This window comes from Halomonas sp. XH26 (assembly GCF_024138895.1).
GTDB classification, from domain to species: domain Bacteria; phylum Pseudomonadota; class Gammaproteobacteria; order Pseudomonadales; family Halomonadaceae; genus Vreelandella; species Vreelandella alkaliphila.
In genome coordinates this window covers 2,659,339-2,682,188 of sequence record NZ_CP071889.1, presented here as the reverse complement: position 1 = coordinate 2,682,188, position 22,850 = coordinate 2,659,339, and the positions used below count along the sequence as shown (strand labels likewise).

The following is a 22,850-nucleotide window of genomic DNA, read 5'->3' as shown; positions in this document are numbered from 1 at the left end:
CTTAAAACCTAGTTCTTAAAACCTAGTTCTTAAAACCTAGTTCTTAAAACCTAGTTCTTAAAATCCAGCACGTTAAGCAAAGCAAAAAACTGCTTTGTAATGTTTTTTTAGGATTTTTATTGTAAAATTTTGTGACTCTTGGCTTCATAGCATCGGCCTAGCGGCTAATGCTGTTAAATTAAGCTAAGTAAATGCGCTAATTCGTATCACTGAGTCGTATCAATACTAATTAGTATGAGGTGTTGACCAGAGGGCGAAGCAAGAGAGTCAAGGGTGCCCCAGGGTGGGTGGCGTTTAGCAGCTATTTCTTCAGCAGCGTAAATATTCATTAGGGATCTATGGCGATGAAAGACGGTATTAAAACGACACTAAAAACTTTGTTTTTACAGCGCGCTATTCGACCGCTTACGGTGACTACTCTGGCTTGTCTTCCCCTCTCTGTTTTGGCTCAGTCGTTACCAGCGACGCTTTACGCGCCGGGTACCACCGATCTATCGAGCACCATTCAGCAGGCTATCGTTACCAATCCTCAGGTAAATGCATCTTGGGCCAATTTTAGCGCCTCTGGAAGTGATATCCGGGTTGCTCAAGGTGGTTATTTGCCTACGATTGATGTCAGCGCGGGTATCGGTAGGCAAGACCAGCAAAATGATGGGCGTGGCAGCTACGATAGCGATTTTGCTGAGCTGACCTTAACCCAAATGGTTTTTGATGGTTTTGCAACGCGCAGTGAGGTTGAGCGCTTGGATCGTGCTCGGTTAGTCGCCTATTTCGAACTTTTGGGTGTCAGCGAAGAAGTTGCGCTTGAGGCTTTTCGTAGTTACCTCGATGTATTGCGCTATCGCGAGTTGGTGCGTTTAGCGCAGGATAACTATCGTGAACACCAGCGAGTATTTGCTCAGATTGAAGAGCGTGCGCTTTCTGGTGCAGGGCGGGGTGTTGACCTTGAACAGATCAGTGGCCGCTTAGCTTTAGCCGAATCAAACCTAATGTCTGAAGCGTCAAACCTTCACGATGTTACTGCTCGCTTCCAACGAATTGTTGGTGCGCTGCCAGCACAAACTATGGCGCCCGCGCCGTCTCTTGCCACTGAACTTCCCGCAGATGTCAGCCAAGCCATTGAGCTGGCGTTTCAGGGGAATCCTGAGTTTCATGCGGCAATTGAGAATATCGCAGTGCAACGCGCTGAGCGTGAAGGTGCCCGCGCTGCCTTTATGCCTCGCCTAGATATTCAAGGACGTACAGGCACTAACAACCAAGATGATGCCATTGGTGGCCGTCGTGATGAGCACAGTATCCAGCTCGTTGCGAGTATGAATCTTTACCGGGGTGGTTCTGACTATGCTGCCTTCAATGCGGCAACCACGCGAATTGAAGAAGCCGATAGCCAGCGCGAAACAGCATGTACCAATGTTAGACAAACGACACAAATCGCTTATAACGACACGCAGCGTCTCAACGAACAGTTGGAGTATTTAAACGAACACCGGCAGTCAATTGACCGTGTTCGTGGTGCTTATCAACAGCAGTTCGATATTGGCCAGCGCACGCTTTTAGACGTGCTGGATAGTGAGAACGAGTTTTTTGAAGCGAGTCGTGCCTATGCGAACGCACAGTTCGACTTAACGCTGGCCCAAGCACGAACCCTGGCGGCGATGGGGCAGCTAATGCAAACCCTACAAGTAGCCCGTGATGATATTCCTAGCCTTGACGAGCTTGGCTATGAGGATGCTGCGTCTCGTGCAGAGATGGCGTGCGCCGTCGATGGGCCGCGTGGCTTCACGCTTGAAGATTTCACCAGTGGCATTTAATTGCTGATGAGTGGCGGCTATTAAGTCGCCGCCTTAGGCATGCCCACTGGTGAAACTTCAGTGAATGGTTTTCCGACGAATTCATTAGGATAATGAGGTCTCAGTGACGCAACGTAAGCTGGAAGTATCTCGGACTGACCTTAGCAACGGCCAGGAAGAACACGATGAGCTACTGGAGTGTTTAAAGGCAGTTGCTTCATATTATCAGCACGAAGTGTCATCCGAGGCCTTAAAAGCGGGCCTGCCTTTAGAGCAAGGAAAACTGATTCCTTCTGTCTTCGGGCGGGCAGCCTCGCGAGCTGGGCTTACTGCGCATATTGTGAAAAGTAAGCTTTCGGCGCTAAATCCTGCACTGTTTCCGGCAATTTTATTGCTGGAACCAGGGCGTGCTTGTGTGTTGCTCGGGCTGGATCTCAAGCAGCAAAAAGCAAAAGTAATTTTTCCTGAGCTGTCAGAGGCTGATACGGAAATATCGCTAGACGAGCTTCACGCGGGGTACAGCGGTGAAGCCATTTATGTGCGGCCAAAGTTTAGAGCCGACAGCACCTCTGAACCTGGTGTGAAAAAACGCCGGGATCAGCACTGGTTTTGGGGCGTTATTCGTGAAAATCGACGCCTCTATCGCGACATCGTTCTTGGTTCAGTAGCGATCAACTTATTCGCGCTGGCGATGCCGCTGTTTGTGTTGAACGTTTATGACCGTGTTGTCCCTAATCAGGCCACTGAAACGCTTTGGGTGCTGGCAATCGGTATTTTCATCGTGCTGTGTTTTGACTTGGCGCTGCGCTTAATGCGTAGCAGCTTTGTTGATTTAGCAGCCAGCCGGGCAGACGTAAAGCTTTCATCGTCTATTATGGCGAGAACGTTAGGGTTGCGTTTAGAGGAGCGGCCAGTATCGACAGGGTCTTTTACCTCAACGCTTCAATCTTTCGAATCGGTGCGAGCATTTATTGGCTCTGCAACCATTCTTGGTATCGTCGATTTACCCTTTGTACTGCTTTTCGCGGCCATCATTGCGTTGATCAATCCTTGGCTTGTGTTACCTGTGCTCGTTGGTATCGTTTTCGTGCTGTTATATGCCCTTGCAGCACAAGGGAAACTGCATGAGCTTTCACAAACGACTTGGGAGGTAGGTGCACAGCGTAACGCTTTACTGGTGGAGTCTGTCTCCCAATTAGAAAACGTCAAGGCATTGCGGGCGGAAAGCCGTATTCAACGTCACTGGGAAAAAGCATCTGCCTTTTTATCGAGAACCGGTGCTCAGCTCAAAATGGTGAGTTCATCGGTCTCAAGCGTTGCTCAGTGGGCTCAGCATAGCGTAGCTGTATGCGTCATTATCATCGGGGTCTATCAAATTATTGAAGGCAACTTGACCCAAGGTGGGTTGATTGCTGCCTATATGCTTTCTTCTCGAGCGATGGCGCCTGTTAGCCAAGCGGCTGCTTTACTGGCTCAATATCATCAGTCCTCAACTGCCCTGGAATCTTTAAATGGCGTGATGGCCAAGAGCGTGGAGCGCCATGAAGGCAAGGCTTACGTAGAAAAGCCCAGTTTTACCGGCAGCATCCGCTTAGAGAAAGTCACCTTGCGCTATCCCAATGAAGAAAGAGAGGCATTGCGTGATGTCTCGATTTCTATCAAAGCCGGTGAAAAAGTAGCGTTGCTCGGCCGTATTGGCTGCGGAAAATCATCGCTGAATAAGCTTGTACTTGGTTTTTATCAGCCCACATCCGGCGCGGTGCTGGTGGATGGCGTTGATATTCGTCAGTTAGACCCTCTGCAACTTCGTCGTCATATTGGTTATGTGCCTCAGGACGTCAGCCTATTCGCTGGCACGCTACGGGATAATATTGTTGCTGGTGGTGGAAACGACCGAGTTGATGATGAGGCGTTACTCCGAGCAATCGAAATTGCTGGTCTTGATTCACTGGTTAATAGCCACCCCAAAGGCGTTGATCTTGAAGTAGGTGAACGAGGGCAGGCGCTTTCAGGCGGGCAAAAACAAGCCGTAGCCATCGCAAGGGCCGTTGTCCAAGATCCACCAATATTGCTGCTTGATGAGCCAACCAGCTCAATGGATAACGCCAGTGAGGAAACGTTTAAAGCGAATCTAACGAGTGTTGCGCCAGGAAAAACCATCTTGGTTGTTACTCATCGTACATCGCTGCTATCCCTCGTTGACCGCATTATCGTTATGGATGCTGGAAAAGTGGTGGCAGATGGTCCTCGCGATACGGTTGTAGAGGCATTACGTAAAGGCCAGATCGGGAGGGCGTCATAATGGCGAAAAAAACCACCTCCACGAGTGAGCAAAAAGGCTTTGAGGCCATTGGGCGATTTTCTGAGAAAGGGAAGAAGCCGTTTCGTCCTTTTATGGATCGACTCTTTGCTCGCCGTGTCACCTCTGCGCATCTTAATCGTGACTGGGCAAGCGACACTGATTGGGCGCGTATGCAGCAAGAGCCGATTCGTGCGCGTCTATTTCTCTACACTGTTTTATTAACCATCATCGTGCTGGTGGTTTGGGCATCAGTTGCTGCCATCGACGAAGTAACCCGTGGCGCGGGACGCGTTATTCCGGCAAGCCAATTGCAGCGCATTCAATCGTTTGACGGCGGTGCGATAGAACAGATCATGGTGCGAGAAGGGCAGGTGGTCAGTGCTGGTGAAGTGTTAATGCAAATTGACCCAACGCGGTTCGTTTCTGATTTTCGCGAAAACCGTGCACAGCGTTTTGCACTTGAAGCGCGCGCTGAGCGGCTACGGGCGTTGGCCACTGGCACTACTTTTGAGCCTTCTGAAGAGTTGCGTCAAGAAGTGCCCGATATCGTAATGCAGGAACGAGAAGTGTACGAAAGTCGCCGTGAAGAGCTGCGCGAGCAGGAAAATGTGCTCAACGATCGTATCCGACAGCGTCAAGAAGAACTCCGAGAAGCGCAGTCTCGACTTGATACTGCCCAACGCGAAGCAAGTATGGCAGGGCAAGAGCTTAATTTGACGCGCCCGCTACTTGCCTCAGGTGCTGTTTCAGAAGTTGAGGTATTGCGCTTACAGCGTGAAGTATCGCGTGCCACAGGTGAGCGCAACCAAGCTGCTGCTGCTGTCTCACGTCTGGAAGCGGGAGTAGAAGAAGCAGAGGGGCAGCTACTAGAGTTAGGTGCCGAACGTAGAAGTGAGTGGCGAAATGAGCTTGCTCAGACGTTAGGCGACTTAAATGCGCTTCAGCAGTCAGGTACGGGCCTTCAAGATAGAGTGCGACTTACCGAAATACGCTCGCCTGTCGATGGTGTGATTCAGCGTCTTCATGTTAATACGATTGGCGGAGTACTCCAGCCAGGACAAGAAGTGTTGGATATCGTGCCCAGCGATGACCAACTACTGGTTGAAGCGCGCATTGCTCCCCAGGATATTGCTTTTCTCCACCCCGGTCAGCCCGCGACGATTAAGCTCACTGCCTACGACTATGCCATTTATGGTGGCTTGCAGGCTGAGCTTGATCACATCAGCGCAGATACGATTACTGATGATGATGGCAATACGTTTTATTTGGTTCGGGTTCGCAGTTTACAAGATGAAAGTATTGCTGAGCGCCTTCAGGTGATTCCAGGGATGACAGCACAGGTAGATATTGTGACAGGCAAAAGAACGGTCATGCAGTTCTTACTAAAACCTGTTTTAAGGGCGTGGCGAGATTCCATGGGGGAGCGCTAATGAAACATTGGTTTGTAACAACGGATGGTAGCCTGAAAGCACGCTGGGAAAGAGCTTTTCCTAAAAGCGTAGCCACTACGCCAAATAAAGTGTTGGATCAGGTGCGGTCGGGTGATGTGGTATGGCTGACAACGATGGTCGAAAACTGGGATGAGTTGATTTCGACGATAGCCGCAAAAAAAGCAATTGCGGTGTTGCTCAGCTATGCACCTAATGATCGCGAGGCATTAAAGGCGCTTGATCTTGGGGCGCGTGGATACGCGCACACACTGGCGGCACCAGATGTACTTAACCAAGTTGCCCTTGTGGTGACCAATCAAGGCGTATGGGTAGGTCAAGAGCTGCTTGCCAAAGTGATGGGTGGGGCCTTTAAGGCTCTGCAAAATCGCCAGAGCAGTGAAGGTCATCAGCACGGCGAATATTTGAACCTGCTCACAGAGCGCGAGCGAGGCGTGGCGCTAGCGGTTGCCCGCGGTGCAACCAACAAAGAAGTTGCTCGTCAATTAGATATTACTGAGCGCACGGTAAAAGCTCATCTAAGCGCGATATTTAAGAAGTTATCCGTTCGTGATCGCCTGCAGTTAATTCTAAAGTTAACTTCTATTTCCGAGCTGGAAGGTGATTACCCCAGCAAATAACCGTGTAAAGAAATACTTTTTGACCATCGGTACAATACTTTTTAACTTTCCATCCTCCTATGATTAAGGTATATGCCGCCATTTTAATCTAGCGTAAACAGGCTAGATCAGCGGCTACCTATTGATCCTAGGAGTGATGCATACATGGCAACTGCAACCGTTATTGCAATTTCAGGCCAAGCTTGGGCGCGCGATGAAGCAGGCAACCTACGCGAATTGCGTATTGGCGATGTGCTTCAAGAGGGTGAAACACTTATTACCTCTTCCAATGGTCGTGTTGAGCTAGATTTTGCAGACGGAAGCGGTGCCAATGTTATCGAAGGTGGCCAAGAAGTTGCTGTTACTCCTGAGCTTGACCTTGACGCGATTGTAGCCACTGATGCTAGCGCCCAAGATGACGATTTAGAAGCACTGCTCGCCGCTCTTGATGATGAAGATGGCGATTTACTTGAATTGCTAGATGCTACCGCAGCCGGCGGCGCTGGCGGCGGTGGTGGTGGCGGTAACAGCTTTGTGCGCCTTGCCCGTATCGCCGAAGAAACCGACCCGCTTAGTTTTAGCACTGAAGGAGGCCTTGAAGGAGCAGAGTTCGTCGAGTTTGATGGTGGCGTAGCCGCTGTTTCGGCAGTGAATGACCCAGTCGATACTACCGCGCCGACGCTGACGGTAGACGCAACGGATGGTAATGACACCACGCCCACCATCACCGGCACTTCAAATGAAGTTGGCGGCACGGTCACGGTGATCGTTACCGATGCCAATGGTGATCGCCAAGAGCTTGATGCGACAGTAGATGATGATGGCAACTGGAGCGTTGACGTCACGACGCCGCTGGCTGACGGCGACTACACCGCTGACGCCAGCATTACTGATCCAGCTGGCAATGAAGCCACGGCGACTGATACTGGCAGCATCGACGCCACCGCGCCAACGCTGACGGTAGACGCACCGGACGGTAATGACACCACGCCCACCATCACCGGCACTTCAAATGAAGTTGGCGGCACGGTCACGGTGATCGTTACCGATGCCAATGGTGATCGCCAAGAGCTTGATGCGACAGTAGGTGATGATGGCAACTGGAGCGTTGACGTCACGACGCCACTGGCTGACGGCGACTACACTGTTGACGCCAGCATTACCGATCCGGCCGGCAATGAAGCCACGGCGACTGATACTGGCAGCATCGACGCCACCGCGCCAACGCTGACAGTAGACGCACCGGACGGTAATGACACCACGCCCACCATCACCGGCACTTCAAATGAAGTTGGCGGCACGGTCACGGTGATCGTTACCGATGCCAATGGTGATCGCCAAGAGCTTGATACGACAGTAGGTGATGATGGCAACTGGAGCGTTGACGTCACGACGCCGCTGGCTGACGGCGACTACACTGTTGACGCCAGCATTACCGATCCGGCCGGCAATGAAGCCACGGCGACTGATACTGGCAGCATCGACGCCACCGCGCCAACGCTGACGGTAGACGCACCGGACGGTAATGACACCACGCCCACCATCACCGGCACTTCAAATGAAGTTGGCGGTACGGTCACGGTGATCGTTACCGATGCCAATGGTGATCGCCAAGAGCTTGATGCGACAGTAGGTGATGATGGCAACTGGAGCGTTGACGTCACGACGCCACTGGCTGACGGCGACTACACTGTTGACGCCAGCATTACCGATCCGGCCGGCAATGAAGCCACGGCGACTGATACTGGCAGCATCGACGCCACCGCGCCAACGCTGACAGTAGACGCACCGGACGGTAATGACACCACGCCCACCATCACCGGCACTTCAAATGAAGTTGGCGGCACGGTCACGGTGATCGTTACCGATGCCAATGGTGATCGCCAAGAGCTTGATGCGACAGTAGGTGATGATGGCAACTGGAGCGTTGACGTCACGACGCCACTGGCTGACGGTGACTACACTGTTGACGCCAGCATTACCGATCCGGCCGGCAATGAAGCCACGGCGACTGATACTGGCAGCATTGACGCCACCGCGCCAACGCTGACGGTAGACGCACCGGACGGCAATGACACCACGCCCACCATCACCGGCACTTCAAATGAAGTTGGCGGCACGGTCACAGTGATCGTTACCGATGCCAATGGTGATCGCCAAGAGCTTGATGCGACAGTAGGTGATGATGGCAACTGGAGCGTTGACGTCACGACGCCACTGGCTGACGGCGACTACACCGCTGACGCCAGCATTACCGATCCGGCCGGCAATGAAGCCACGGCGACTGATACTGGCAGCATCGATGCTACTGCCCCGACTGACGGCAGCACCACGCTGATCATCGACGACGTCACCGCCGACAACACCGTCAACGCCGACGAAGCCGACGGCGACGTGACCGTGACCGGCCGCGTGACCGGCGAATACGCGGAAGGCGACGTGGTCACCCTGACCATCAACGGCAATGACAGCTACACCACCACCGTTAACGCGGCGGGCGAGTGGAGCGTCAACGTACAGGGCAGCGACCTAGCCGCCGACGCCGACCAAACCATCGACGGCGTGATCGCCGCGACGGACGAAGCCGGCAACGTGGGCGACGTCACCGCCGAGAAAGTCTACAACGTCGACGTAGACGCCCCGACTGACAGCAGCACCACGCTGATCATCGACGACGTGACGGACGACAACACCGTTAACGCCGAGGAAGCCGACGGCGACGTGACCGTGACCGGCCGCGTGACCGGCGAATACGCGGAAGGCGACGTGGTCACCCTGACCATCAACGGCAATGACAGCTACACCACCACCGTTAACGCAGCGGGCGAGTGGAGCGTCAACGTACAGGGCAGTGACCTGGTCGCCGACGCCGACCAAACCATCGACGGCGTGATCGCCGCGACGGACGAAGCCGGCAACGTGGGCGACGTCACCGCCGAGAAAGTCTACAACGTCGACGTAGACGCCCCGACTGACAGCAGCACCACGCTGATCATCGACGACGTGACGGACGACAACACCGTTAACGCCGAGGAAGCCGACGGCGACGTGACCGTGACCGGTCGCGTGACCGGCGAATACGCGGAAGGCGACGTGGTCACCCTGACCATCAACGGCAATGACAGCTACACCACCACCGTTAACGCAGCGGGCGAGTGGAGCGTCAACGTACAGGGCAGTGACCTGGTCGCCGACGCCGACCAAACCATCGACGGCGTGATCGCCGCGACGGACGAAGCCGGCAACGTGGGCGACGTCACCGCCGAGAAAGTCTACAACGTCGACGTAGACGCCCCGACTGACAGCAGCACCACGCTGATCATCGACGACGTGACGGACGACAACACCGTTAACGCCGAGGAAGCCGACGGCGACGTGACCGTGACCGGCCGCGTGACCGGCGAATACGCGGAAGGCGACGTGGTCACCCTGACCATCAACGGCAATGACAGCTACACCACCACCGTTAACGCAGCGGGCGAGTGGAGCGTCAACGTACAGGGCAGTGACCTGGTCGCCGACGCCGACCAAACCATCGACGGCGTGATCGCCGCGACGGACGAAGCCGGCAACGTGGGCGACGTCACCGCCGAGAAAGTCTACAACGTCGACGTAGACGCCCCGACTGACAGCAGCACCACGCTGATCATCGACGACGTGACGGACGACAACACCGTTAACGCCGAGGAAGCCGACGGCGACGTGACCGTGACCGGCCGCGTGACCGGCGAATACGCGGAAGGCGACGTGGTCACCCTGACCATCAACGGCAATGACAGCTACACCACCACCGTTAACGCAGCGGGCGAGTGGAGCGTCAACGTACAGGGCAGTGACCTGGTCGCCGACGCCGACCAAACCATCGACGGCGTGATCGCCGCGACGGACGAAGCCGGCAACGTGGGCGACGTCACCGCCGAGAAAGTCTACAACGTCGACGTAGACGCCCCGACTGACAGCAGCACCACGCTGATCATCGACGACGTGACGGACGACAACACCGTTAACGCCGAGGAAGCCGACGGCGACGTGACCGTGACCGGCCGCGTGACCGGCGAATACGCGGAAGGCGACGTGGTCACCCTGACCATCAACGGCAATGACAGCTACACCACCACCGTTAACGCAGCGGGCGAGTGGAGCGTCAACGTACAGGGCAGTGACCTGGTCGCCGACGCCGACCAAACCATCGACGGCGTGATCGCCGCGACGGACGAAGCCGGCAACGTGGGCGACGTCACCGCCGAGAAAGTCTACAACGTCGACGTAGACGCCCCGACTGACAGCAGCACCACGCTGATCATCGACGACGTGACGGACGACAACACCGTTAACGCCGAGGAAGCCGACGGCGACGTGACCGTGACCGGCCGCGTGACCGGCGAATACGCGGAAGGCGACGTGGTCACCCTGACCATCAACGGCAATGACAGCTACACCACCACCGTTAACGCAGCGGGCGAGTGGAGCGTCAACGTACAGGGCAGTGACCTGGTCGCCGACGCCGACCAAACCATCGACGGCGTGATCGCCGCGACGGACGAAGCCGGCAACGTGGGCGACGTCACCGCCGAGAAAGTCTACAACGTCGACGTAGACGCCCCGACTGACAGCAGCACCACGCTGATCATCGACGACGTGACGGACGACAACACCGTTAACGCCGAGGAAGCCGACGGCGACGTGACCGTGACCGGCCGCGTGACCGGCGAATACGCGGAAGGCGACGTGGTCACCCTGACCATCAACGGCAATGACAGCTACACCACCACCGTTAACGCAGCGGGCGAGTGGAGCGTCAACGTACAGGGCAGTGACCTGGTCGCCGACGCCGACCAAACCATCGACGGCGTGATCGCCGCGACGGACGAAGCCGGCAACGTGGGCGACGTCACCGCCGAGAAAGTCTACAACGTCGACGTAGACGCCCCGACTGACAGCAGCACCACGCTGATCATCGACGACGTGACGGACGACAACACCGTTAACGCCGAGGAAGCCGACGGCGACGTGACCGTGACCGGCCGCGTGACCGGCGAATACGCGGAAGGCGACGTGGTCACCCTGACCATCAACGGCAATGACAGCTACACCACCACCGTTAACGCAGCGGGCGAGTGGAGCGTCAACGTACAGGGCAGTGACCTGGTCGCCGACGCCGACCAAACCATCGACGGCGTGATCGCCGCGACGGACGAAGCCGGCAACGTGGGCGACGTCACCGCCGAGAAAGTCTACAACGTCGACGTAGACGCCCCGACTGACAGCAGCACCACGCTGATCATCGACGACGTGACGGACGACAACACCGTTAACGCCGAGGAAGCCGACGGCGACGTGACCGTGACCGGCCGCGTGACCGGCGAATACGCGGAAGGCGACGTGGTCACCCTGACCATCAACGGCAATGACAGCTACACCACCACCGTTAACGCAGCGGGCGAGTGGAGCGTCAACGTACAGGGCAGTGACCTGGTCGCCGACGCCGACCAAACCATCGACGGCGTGATCGCCGCGACGGACGAAGCCGGCAACGTGGGCGACGTCACCGCCGAGAAAGTCTACAACGTCGACGTAGACGCCCCGACTGACAGCAGCACCACGCTGATCATCGACGACGTGACGGACGACAACACCGTTAACGCCGAGGAAGCCGACGGCGACGTGACCGTGACCGGCCGCGTGACCGGCGAATACGCGGAAGGCGACGTGGTCACCCTGACCATCAACGGCAATGACAGCTACACCACCACCGTTAACGCAGCGGGCGAGTGGAGCGTCAACGTACAGGGCAGTGACCTGGTCGCCGACGCCGACCAAACCATCGACGGCGTGATCGCCGCGACGGACGAAGCCGGCAACGTGGGCGACGTCACCGCCGAGAAAGTCTACAACGTCGACGTAGACGCCCCGACTGACAGCAGCACCACGCTGATCATCGACGACGTGACGGACGACAACACCGTTAACGCCGAGGAAGCCGACGGCGACGTGACCGTGACCGGCCGCGTGACCGGCGAATACGCGGAAGGCGACGTGGTCACCCTGACCATCAACGGCAATGACAGCTACACCACCACCGTTAACGCAGCGGGCGAGTGGAGCGTCAACGTACAGGGCAGTGACCTGGTCGCCGACGCCGACCAAACCATCGACGGCGTGATCGCCGCGACGGACGAAGCCGGCAACGTGGGCGACGTCACCGCCGAGAAAGTCTACAACGTCGACGTAGACGCCCCGACTGACAGCAGCACCACGCTGATCATCGACGACGTGACGGACGACAACACCGTTAACGCCGAGGAAGCCGACGGCGACGTGACCGTGACCGGCCGCGTGACCGGCGAATACGCGGAAGGCGACGTGGTCACCCTGACCATCAACGGCAATGACAGCTACACCACCACCGTTAACGCAGCGGGCGAGTGGAGCGTCAACGTACAGGGCAGTGACCTGGTCGCCGACGCCGACCAAACCATCGACGGCGTGATCGCCGCGACGGACGAAGCCGGCAACGTGGGCGACGTCACCGCCGAGAAAGTCTACAACGTCGACGTAGACGCCCCGACTGACAGCAGCACCACGCTGATCATCGACGACGTGACGGACGACAACACCGTTAACGCCGAGGAAGCCGACGGCGACGTGACCGTGACCGGCCGCGTGACCGGCGAATACGCGGAAGGCGACGTGGTCACCCTGACCATCAACGGCAATGACAGCTACACCACCACCGTTAACGCAGCGGGCGAGTGGAGCGTCAACGTACAGGGCAGTGACCTGGTCGCCGACGCCGACCAAACCATCGACGGCGTGATCGCCGCGACGGACGAAGCCGGCAACGTGGGCGACGTCACCGCCGAGAAAGTCTACAACGTCGACGTAGACGCCCCGACTGACAGCAGCACCACGCTGATCATCGACGACGTGACGGACGACAACACCGTTAACGCCGAGGAAGCCGACGGCGACGTGACCGTGACCGGCCGCGTGACCGGCGAATACGCGGAAGGCGACGTGGTCACCCTGACCATCAACGGCAATGACAGCTACACCACCACCGTTAACGCAGCGGGCGAGTGGAGCGTCAACGTACAGGGCAGTGACCTGGTCGCCGACGCCGACCAAACCATCGACGGCGTGATCGCCGCGACGGACGAAGCCGGCAACGTGGGCGACGTCACCGCCGAGAAAGTCTACAACGTCGACGTAGACGCCCCGACTGACAGCAGCACCACGCTGATCATCGACGACGTGACGGACGACAACACCGTTAACGCCGAGGAAGCCGACGGCGACGTGACCGTGACCGGCCGCGTGACCGGCGAATACGCGGAAGGCGACGTGGTCACCCTGACCATCAACGGCAATGACAGCTACACCACCACCGTTAACGCAGCGGGCGAGTGGAGCGTCAACGTACAGGGCAGTGACCTGGTCGCCGACGCCGACCAAACCATCGACGGCGTGATCGCCGCGACGGACGAAGCCGGCAACGTGGGCGACGTCACCGCCGAGAAAGTCTACAACGTCGACGTAGACGCCCCGACTGACAGCAGCACCACGCTGATCATCGACGACGTGACGGACGACAACACCGTTAACGCCGAGGAAGCCGACGGCGACGTGACCGTGACCGGCCGCGTGACCGGCGAATACGCGGAAGGCGACGTGGTCACCCTGACCATCAACGGCAATGACAGCTACACCACCACCGTTAACGCAGCGGGCGAGTGGAGCGTCAACGTACAGGGCAGTGACCTGGTCGCCGACGCCGACCAAACCATCGACGGCGTGATCGCCGCGACGGACGAAGCCGGCAACGTGGGCGACGTCACCGCCGAGAAAGTCTACAACGTCGACGTAGACGCCCCGACTGACAGCAGCACCACGCTGATCATCGACGACGTGACGGACGACAACACCGTTAACGCCGAGGAAGCCGACGGCGACGTGACCGTGACCGGCCGCGTGACCGGCGAATACGCGGAAGGCGACGTGGTCACCCTGACCATCAACGGCAATGACAGCTACACCACCACCGTTAACGCAGCGGGCGAGTGGAGCGTCAACGTACAGGGCAGTGACCTGGTCGCCGACGCCGACCAAACCATCGACGGCGTGATCGCCGCGACGGACGAAGCCGGCAACGTGGGCGACGTCACCGCCGAGAAAGTCTACAACGTCGACGTAGACGCCCCGACTGACAGCAGCACCACGCTGATCATCGACGACGTGACGGACGACAACACCGTTAACGCCGAGGAAGCCGACGGCGACGTGACCGTGACCGGCCGCGTGACCGGCGAATACGCGGAAGGCGACGTGGTCACCCTGACCATCAACGGCAATGACAGCTACACCACCACCGTTAACGCAGCGGGCGAGTGGAGCGTCAACGTACAGGGCAGTGACCTGGTCGCCGACGCCGACCAAACCATCGACGGCGTGATCGCCGCGACGGACGAAGCCGGCAACGTGGGCGACGTCACCGCCGAGAAAGTCTACAACGTCGACGTAGACGCCCCGACTGACAGCAGCACCACGCTGATCATCGACGACGTGACGGACGACAACACCGTTAACGCCGAGGAAGCCGACGGCGACGTGACCGTGACCGGCCGCGTGACCGGCGAATACGCGGAAGGCGACGTGGTCACCCTGACCATCAACGGCAATGACAGCTACACCACCACCGTTAACGCAGCGGGCGAGTGGAGCGTCAACGTACAGGGCAGTGACCTGGTCGCCGACGCCGACCAAACCATCGACGGCGTGATCGCCGCGACGGACGAAGCCGGCAACGTGGGCGACGTCACCGCCGAGAAAGTCTACAACGTCGACGTAGACGCCCCGACTGACAGCAGCACCACGCTGATCATCGACGACGTGACGGACGACAACACCGTTAACGCCGAGGAAGCCGACGGCGACGTGACCGTGACCGGCCGCGTGACCGGCGAATACGCGGAAGGCGACGTGGTCACCCTGACCATCAACGGCAATGACAGCTACACCACCACCGTTAACGCAGCGGGCGAGTGGAGCGTCAACGTACAGGGCAGTGACCTGGTCGCCGACGCCGACCAAACCATCGACGGCGTGATCGCCGCGACGGACGAAGCCGGCAACGTGGGCGACGTCACCGCCGAGAAAGTCTACAACGTCGACGTAGACGCCCCGACTGACAGCAGCACCACGCTGATCATCGACGACGTGACGGACGACAACACCGTTAACGCCGAGGAAGCCGACGGCGACGTGACCGTGACCGGCCGCGTGACCGGCGAATACGCGGAAGGCGACGTGGTCACCCTGACCATCAACGGCAATGACAGCTACACCACCACCGTTAACGCAGCGGGCGAGTGGAGCGTCAACGTACAGGGCAGTGACCTGGTCGCCGACGCCGACCAAACCATCGACGGCGTGATCGCCGCGACGGACGAAGCCGGCAACGTGGGCGACGTCACCGCCGAGAAAGTCTACAACGTCGACGTAGACGCCCCGACTGACAGCAGCACCACGCTGATCATCGACGACGTGACGGACGACAACACCGTTAACGCCGAGGAAGCCGACGGCGACGTGACCGTGACCGGCCGCGTGACCGGCGAATACGCGGAAGGCGACGTGGTCACCCTGACCATCAACGGCAATGACAGCTACACCACCACCGTTAACGCAGCGGGCGAGTGGAGCGTCAACGTACAGGGCAGTGACCTGGTCGCCGACGCCGACCAAACCATCGACGGCGTGATCGCCGCGACGGACGAAGCCGGCAACGTGGGCGACGTCACCGCCGAGAAAGTCTACAACGTCGACGTAGACGCCCCGACTGACAGCAGCACCACGCTGATCATCGACGACGTGACGGACGACAACACCGTTAACGCCGAGGAAGCCGACGGCGACGTGACCGTGACCGGCCGCGTGACCGGCGAATACGCGGAAGGCGACGTGGTCACCCTGACCATCAACGGCAATGACAGCTACACCACCACCGTTAACGCAGCGGGCGAGTGGAGCGTCAACGTACAGGGCAGTGACCTGGTCGCCGACGCCGACCAAACCATCGACGGCGTGATCGCCGCGACGGACGAAGCCGGCAACGTGGGCGACGTCACCGCCGAGAAAGTCTACAACGTCGACGTAGACGCCCCGACTGACAGCAGCACCACGCTGATCATCGACGACGTGACGGACGACAACACCGTTAACGCCGAGGAAGCCGACGGCGACGTGACCGTGACCGGCCGCGTGACCGGCGAATACGCGGAAGGCGACGTGGTCACCCTGACCATCAACGGCAATGACAGCTACACCACCACCGTTAACGCAGCGGGCGAGTGGAGCGTCAACGTACAGGGCAGTGACCTGGTCGCCGACGCCGACCAAACCATCGACGGCGTGATCGCCGCGACGGACGAAGCCGGCAACGTGGGCGACGTCACCGCCGAGAAAGTCTACAACGTCGACGTAGACGCCCCGACTGACAGCAGCACCACGCTGATCATCGACGACGTGACGGACGACAACACCGTTAACGCCGAGGAAGCCGACGGCGACGTGACCGTGACCGGCCGCGTGACCGGCGAATACGCGGAAGGCGACGTGGTCACCCTGACCATCAACGGCAATGACAGCTACACCACCACCGTTAACGCAGCGGGCGAGTGGAGCGTCAACGTACAGGGCAGTGACCTGGTCGCCGACGCCGACCAAACCATCGACGGCGTGATCGCCGCGACGGACGAAGCCGGCAACGTGGGCGACGTCACCGCCGAGAAAGTCTACAACGTCGACGTAGACGCCCCGACTGACAGCAGCACCACGCTGATCATCGACGACGTGACGGACGACAACACCGTTAACGCCGAGGAAGCCGACGGCGACGTGACCGTGACCGGCCGCGTGACCGGCGAATACGCGGAAGGCGACGTGGTCACCCTGACCATCAACGGCAATGACAGCTACACCACCACCGTTAACGCAGCGGGCGAGTGGAGCGTCAACGTACAGGGCAGTGACCTGGTCGCCGACGCCGACCAAACCATCGACGGCGTGATCGCCGCGACGGACGAAGCCGGCAACGTGGGCGACGTCACCGCCGAGAAAGTCTACAACGTCGACGTAGACGCCCCGACTGACAGCAGCACCACGCTGATCATCGACGACGTGACGGACGACAACACCGTTAACGCCGAGGAAGCCGACGGCGACGTGACCGTGACCGGCCGCGTGACCGGCGAATACGCGGAAGGCGACGTGGTCACCCTGACCATCAACGGCAATGACAGCTACACCACCACCGTTAACGCAGCGGGCGAGTGGAGCGTCAACGTACAGGGCAGTGACCTGGTCGCCGACGCCGACCAAACCATCGACGGCGTGATCGCCGCGACGGACGAAGCCGGCAACGTGGGCGACGTCACCGCCGAGAAAGTCTACAACGTCGACGTAGACGCCCCGACTGACAGCAGCACCACGCTGATCATCGACGACGTGACGGACGACAACACCGTTAACGCCGAGGAAGCCGACGGCGACGTGACCGTGACCGGCCGCGTGACCGGCGAATACGCGGAAGGCGACGTGGTCACCCTGACCATCAACGGCAATGACAGCTACACCACCACCGTTAACGCAGCGGGCGAGTGGAGCGTCAACGTACAGGGCAGTGACCTGGTCGCCGACGCCGACCAAACCATCGACGGCGTGATCGCCGCGACGGACGAAGCCGGCAACGTGGGCGACGTCACCGCCGAGAAAGTCTACAACGTCGACGTAGACGCCCCGACTGACAGCAGCACCACGCTGATCATCGACGACGTGACGGACGACAACACCGTTAACGCCGAGGAAGCCGACGGCGACGTGACCGTGACCGGCCGCGTGACCGGCGAATACGCGGAAGGCGACGTGGTCACCCTGACCATCAACGGCAATGACAGCTACACCACCACCGTTAACGCAGCGGGCGAGTGGAGCGTCAACGTACAGGGCAGTGACCTGGTCGCCGACGCCGACCAAACCATCGACGGCGTGATCGCCGCGACGGACGAAGCCGGCAACGTGGGCGACGTCACCGCCGAGAAAGTCTACAACGTCGACGTAGACGCCCCGACTGACAGCAGCACCACGCTGATCATCGACGACGTGACGGACGACAACACCGTTAACGCCGAGGAAGCCGACGGCGACGTGACCGTGACCGGCCGCGTGACCGGCGAATACGCGGAAGGCGACGTGGTCACCCTGACCATCAACGGCAATGACAGCTACACCACCACCGTTAACGCAGCGGGCGAGTGGAGCGTCAACGTACAGGGCAGTGACCTGGTCGCCGACGCCGACCAAACCATCGACGGCGTGATCGCCGCGACGGACGAAGCCGGCAACGTGGGCGACGTCACCGCCGAGAAAGTCTACAACGTCGACGTAGACGCCCCGACTGACAGCAGCACCACGCTGATCATCGACGACGTGACGGACGACAACACCGTTAACGCCGAGGAAGCCGACGGCGACGTGACCGTGACCGGCCGCGTGACCGGCGAATACGCGGAAGGCGACGTGGTCACCCTGACCATCAACGGCAATGACAGCTACACCACCACCGTTAACGCAGCGGGCGAGTGGAGCGTCAACGTACAGGGCAGTGACCTGGTCGCCGACGCCGACCAAACCATCGACGGCGTGATCGCCGCGACGGACGAAGCCGGCAACGTGGGCGACGTCACCGCCGAGAAAGTCTACAACGTCGACGTAGACGCCCCGACTGACAGCAGCACCACGCTGATCATCGACGACGTGACGGACGACAACACCGTTAACGCCGAGGAAGCCGACGGCGACGTGACCGTGACCGGCCGCGTGACCGGCGAATACGCGGAAGGCGACGTGGTCACCCTGACCATCAACGGCAATGACAGCTACACCACCACCGTTAACGCAGCGGGCGAGTGGAGCGTCAACGTACAGGGCAGTGACCTGGTCGCCGACGCCGACCAAACCATCGACGGCGTGATCGCCGCGACGGACGAAGCCGGCAACGTGGGCGACGTCACCGCCGAGAAAGTCTACAACGTCGACGTAGACGCCCCGACTGACAGCAGCACCACGCTGATCATCGACGACGTGACGGACGACAACACCGTTAACGCCGAGGAAGCCGACGGCGACGTGACCGTGACCGGCCGCGTGACCGGCGAATACGCGGAAGGCGACGTGGTCACCCTGACCATCAACGGCAATGACAGCTACACCACCACCGTTAACGCAGCGGGCGAGTGGAGCGTCAACGTACAGGGCAGTGACCTGGTCGCCGACGCCGACCAAACCATCGACGGCGTGATCGCCGCGACGGACGAAGCCGGCAACGTGGGCGACGTCACCGCCGAGAAAGTCTACAACGTCGACGTAGACGCCCCGACTGAGCGACAGCACCACGCTGATCATCGACGACGTGACGGACGACAACACCGTTAACGCCGAGGAAGCCGACGGCGACGTGACCGTGACCGGCCGCGTGACCGGCGAATACGCGGAAGGCGACGTGGTCACCCTGACCATCAACGGCAATGACAGCTACACCACCACCGTTAACGCAGCGGGCGAGTGGAGCGTCAACGTACAGGGCAGTGACCTGGTCGCCGACGCCGACCAAACCATCGACGGCGTGATCGCCGCGACGGACGAAGCCGGCAACGTGGGCGACGTCACCGCCGAGAAAGTCTACAACGTCGACGTAGACGCCCCGACTGACAGCAGCACCACGCTGATCATCGACGACGTGACGGACGACAACACCGTTAACGCCGAGGAAGCCGACGGCGACGTGACCGTGACCGGCCGCGTGACCGGCGAATACGCGGAAGGCGACGTGGTCACCCTGACCATCAACGGCAATGACAGCTACACCACCACCGTTAACGCAGCGGGCGAGTGGAGCGTCAACGTACAGGGCAGTGACCTGGTCGCCGACGCCGACCAAACCATCGACGGCGTGATCGCCGCGACGGACGAAGCCGGCAACGTGGGCGACGTCACCGCCGAGAAAGTCTACAACGTCGACGTAGACGCCCCGACTGACAGCAGCACCACGCTGATCATCGACGACGTGACGGACGACAACACCGTTAACGCCGAGGAAGCCGACGGCGACGTGACCGTGACCGGCCGCGTGACCGGCGAATACGCGGAAGGCGACGTGGTCACCCTGACCATCAACGGCAATGACAGCTACACCACCACCGTTAACGCAGCGGGCGAGTGGAGCGTCAACGTACAGGGCAGTGACCTGGTCGCCGACGCCGACCAAACCATCGACGGCGTGATCGCCGCGACGGACGAAGCCGGCAACGTGGGCGACGTCACCGCCGAGAAAGTCTACAACGTCGACGTAGACGCCCCGACTGACAGCAGCACCACGCTGATCATCGACGACGTGACGGACGACAACACCGTTAACGCCGAGGAAGCCGACGGCGACGTGACCGTGACCGGCCGCGTGACCGGCGAATACGCGGAAGGCGACGTGGTCACCCTGACCATCAACGGCAATGACAGCTACACCACCACCGTTAACGCAGCGGGCGAGTGGAGCGTCAACGTACAGGGCAGTGACCTGGTCGCCGACGCCGACCAAACCATCGACGGCGTGATCGCCGCGACGGACGAAGCCGGCAACGTGGGCGACGTCACCGCCGAGAAAGTCTACAACGTCGACGTAGACGCCCCGACTGACAGCAGCACCACGCTGATCATCGACGACGTGACGGACGACAACACCGTTAACGCCGAGGAAGCCGACGGCGACGTGACCGTGACCGGCCGCGTGACCGGCGAATACGCGGAAGGCGACGTGGTCACCCTGACCATCAACGGCAATGACAGCTACACCACCACCGTTAACGCAGCGGGCGAGTGGAGCGTCAACGTACAGGGCAGTGACCTGGTCGCCGACGCCGACCAAACCATCGACGGCGTGATCGCCGCGACGGACGAAGCCGGCAACGTGGGCGACGTCACCGCCGAGAAAGTCTACAACGTCGACGTAGACGCCCCGACTGACAGCAGCACCACGCTGATCATCGACGACGTGACGGACGACAACACCGTTAACGCCGAGGAAGCCGACGGCGACGTGACCGTGACCGGCCGCGTGACCGGCGAATACGCGGAAGGCGACGTGGTCACCCTGACCATCAACGGCAATGACAGCTACACCACCACCGTTAACGCAGCGGGCGAGTGGAGCGTCAACGTACAGGGCAGTGACCTGGTCGCCGACGCCGACCAAACCATCGACGGCGTGATCGCCGCGACGGACGAAGCCGGCAACGTGGGCGACGTCACCGCCGAGAAAGTCTACAACGTCGACGTAGACGCCCCGACTGACAGCAGCACCACGCTGATCATCGACGACGTGACGGACGACAACACCGTTAACGCCGAGGAAGCCGACGGCGACGTGACCGTGACCGGCCGCGTGACCGGCGAATACGCGGAAGGCGACGTGGTCACCCTGACCATCAACGGCAATGACAGCTACACCACCACCGTTAACGCAGCGGGCGAGTGGAGCGTCAACGTACAGGGCAGTGACCTGGTCGCCGACGCCGACCAAACCATCGACGGCGTGATCGCCGCGACGGACGAAGCCGGCAACGTGGGCGACGTCACCGCCGAGAAAGTCTACAACGTCGACGTAGACGCCCCGACTGACAGCAGCACCACGCTGATCATCGACGACGTGACGGACGACAACACCGTTAACGCCGAGGAAGCCGACGGCGACGTGACCGTGACCGGCCGCGTGACCGGCGAATACGCGGAAGGCGACGTGGTCACCCTGACCATCAACGGCAATGACAGCTACACCACCACCGTTAACGCAGCGGGCGAGTGGAGCGTCAACGTACAGGGCAGTGACCTGGTCGCCGACGCCGACCAAACCATCGACGGCGTGATCGCCGCGACGGACGAAGCCGGCAACGTGGGCGACGTCACCGCCGAGAAAGTCTACAACGTCGACGTAGACGCCCCGACTGACAGCAGCACCACGCTGATCATCGACGACGTGACGGACGACAACACCGTTAACGCCGAGGAAGCCGACGGCGACGTGACCGTGACCGGCCGCGTGACCGGCGAATACGCGGAAGGCGACGTGGTCACCCTGACCATCAACGGCAATGACAGCTACACCACCACCGTTAACGCAGCGGGCGAGTGGAGCGTCAACGTACAGGGCAGTGACCTGGTCGCCGACGCCGACCAAACCATCGACGGCGTGATCGCCGCGACGGACGAAGCCGGCAACGTGGGCGACGTCACCGCCGAGAAAGTCTACAACGTCGACGTAGACGCCCCGACTGACAGCAGCACCACGCTGATCATCGACGACGTGACGGACGACAACACCGTTAACGCCGAGGAAGCCGACGGCGACGTGACCGTGACCGGCCGCGTGACCGGCGAATACGCGGAAGGCGACGTGGTCACCCTGACCATCAACGGCAATGACAGCTACACCACCACCGTTAACGCAGCGGGCGAGTGGAGCGTCAACGTACAGGGCAGTGACCTGGTCGCCGACGCCGACCAAACCATCGACGGCGTGATCGCCGCGACGGACGAAGCCGGCAACGTGGGCGACGTCACCGCCGAGAAAGTCTACAACGTCGACGTAGACCCCGACTGACAG

6 protein-coding genes are annotated in these 22,850 nt (G+C 59.9%); all 6 read left to right on the top strand.

Features of this window, described 5'->3' with window-relative positions:
- The first annotated feature begins 344 nt into the window (after nt 1–344).
- The 6 genes from J4377_RS12230 to J4377_RS12205 all read left to right on the top strand — a co-directional run bounded on the left by J4377_RS12230 (nt 345) and on the right by J4377_RS12205 (nt 22,847).
- Nucleotides 345–1,811, top strand: coding sequence for a TolC family outer membrane protein (locus tag J4377_RS12230; RefSeq protein WP_253485775.1), 1,467 nt, complete (start codon nt 345–347; stop codon nt 1,809–1,811).
- Nucleotides 1,812–1,914: 103 nt separating this feature from the next.
- Nucleotides 1,915–4,092 carry a type I secretion system permease/ATPase gene (locus J4377_RS12225; RefSeq protein ID WP_253485774.1) on the top strand — a complete coding sequence of 726 codons (2,178 nt, stop codon included), beginning with the start codon at nt 1,915–1,917 and terminating at the stop codon, nt 4,090–4,092.
- The gene (locus J4377_RS12220) at nt 4,092–5,522 is read left to right on the top strand and encodes an HlyD family type I secretion periplasmic adaptor subunit (protein ID WP_038476875.1); all 1,431 of its coding nucleotides are present in this window, start codon (nt 4,092–4,094) and stop codon (nt 5,520–5,522) included. The genes J4377_RS12225 and J4377_RS12220 overlap by 1 nt, the downstream gene beginning before the upstream one ends.
- Complete coding sequence (locus J4377_RS12215; protein WP_253485773.1) at nt 5,522–6,160, top strand: response regulator transcription factor; 639 nt, start codon at nt 5,522–5,524, stop codon at nt 6,158–6,160. Before J4377_RS12220 ends, J4377_RS12215 begins: the two co-directional genes overlap by 1 nt.
- A 144-nt stretch (nt 6,161–6,304) precedes the next feature.
- A complete protein-coding gene (locus tag J4377_RS12210; protein WP_253485772.1) occupies nt 6,305–19,630 on the top strand; it encodes an Ig-like domain-containing protein in 13,326 nt (4,441 codons plus the stop codon).
- Nucleotides 19,608–22,847 carry an Ig-like domain-containing protein gene (locus J4377_RS12205; RefSeq protein ID WP_253485771.1) on the top strand — a complete coding sequence of 1,080 codons (3,240 nt, stop codon included), beginning with the start codon at nt 19,608–19,610 and terminating at the stop codon, nt 22,845–22,847. The genes J4377_RS12210 and J4377_RS12205 overlap by 23 nt, the downstream gene beginning before the upstream one ends.
- Nucleotides 22,848–22,850 lie beyond the last annotated feature (3 nt).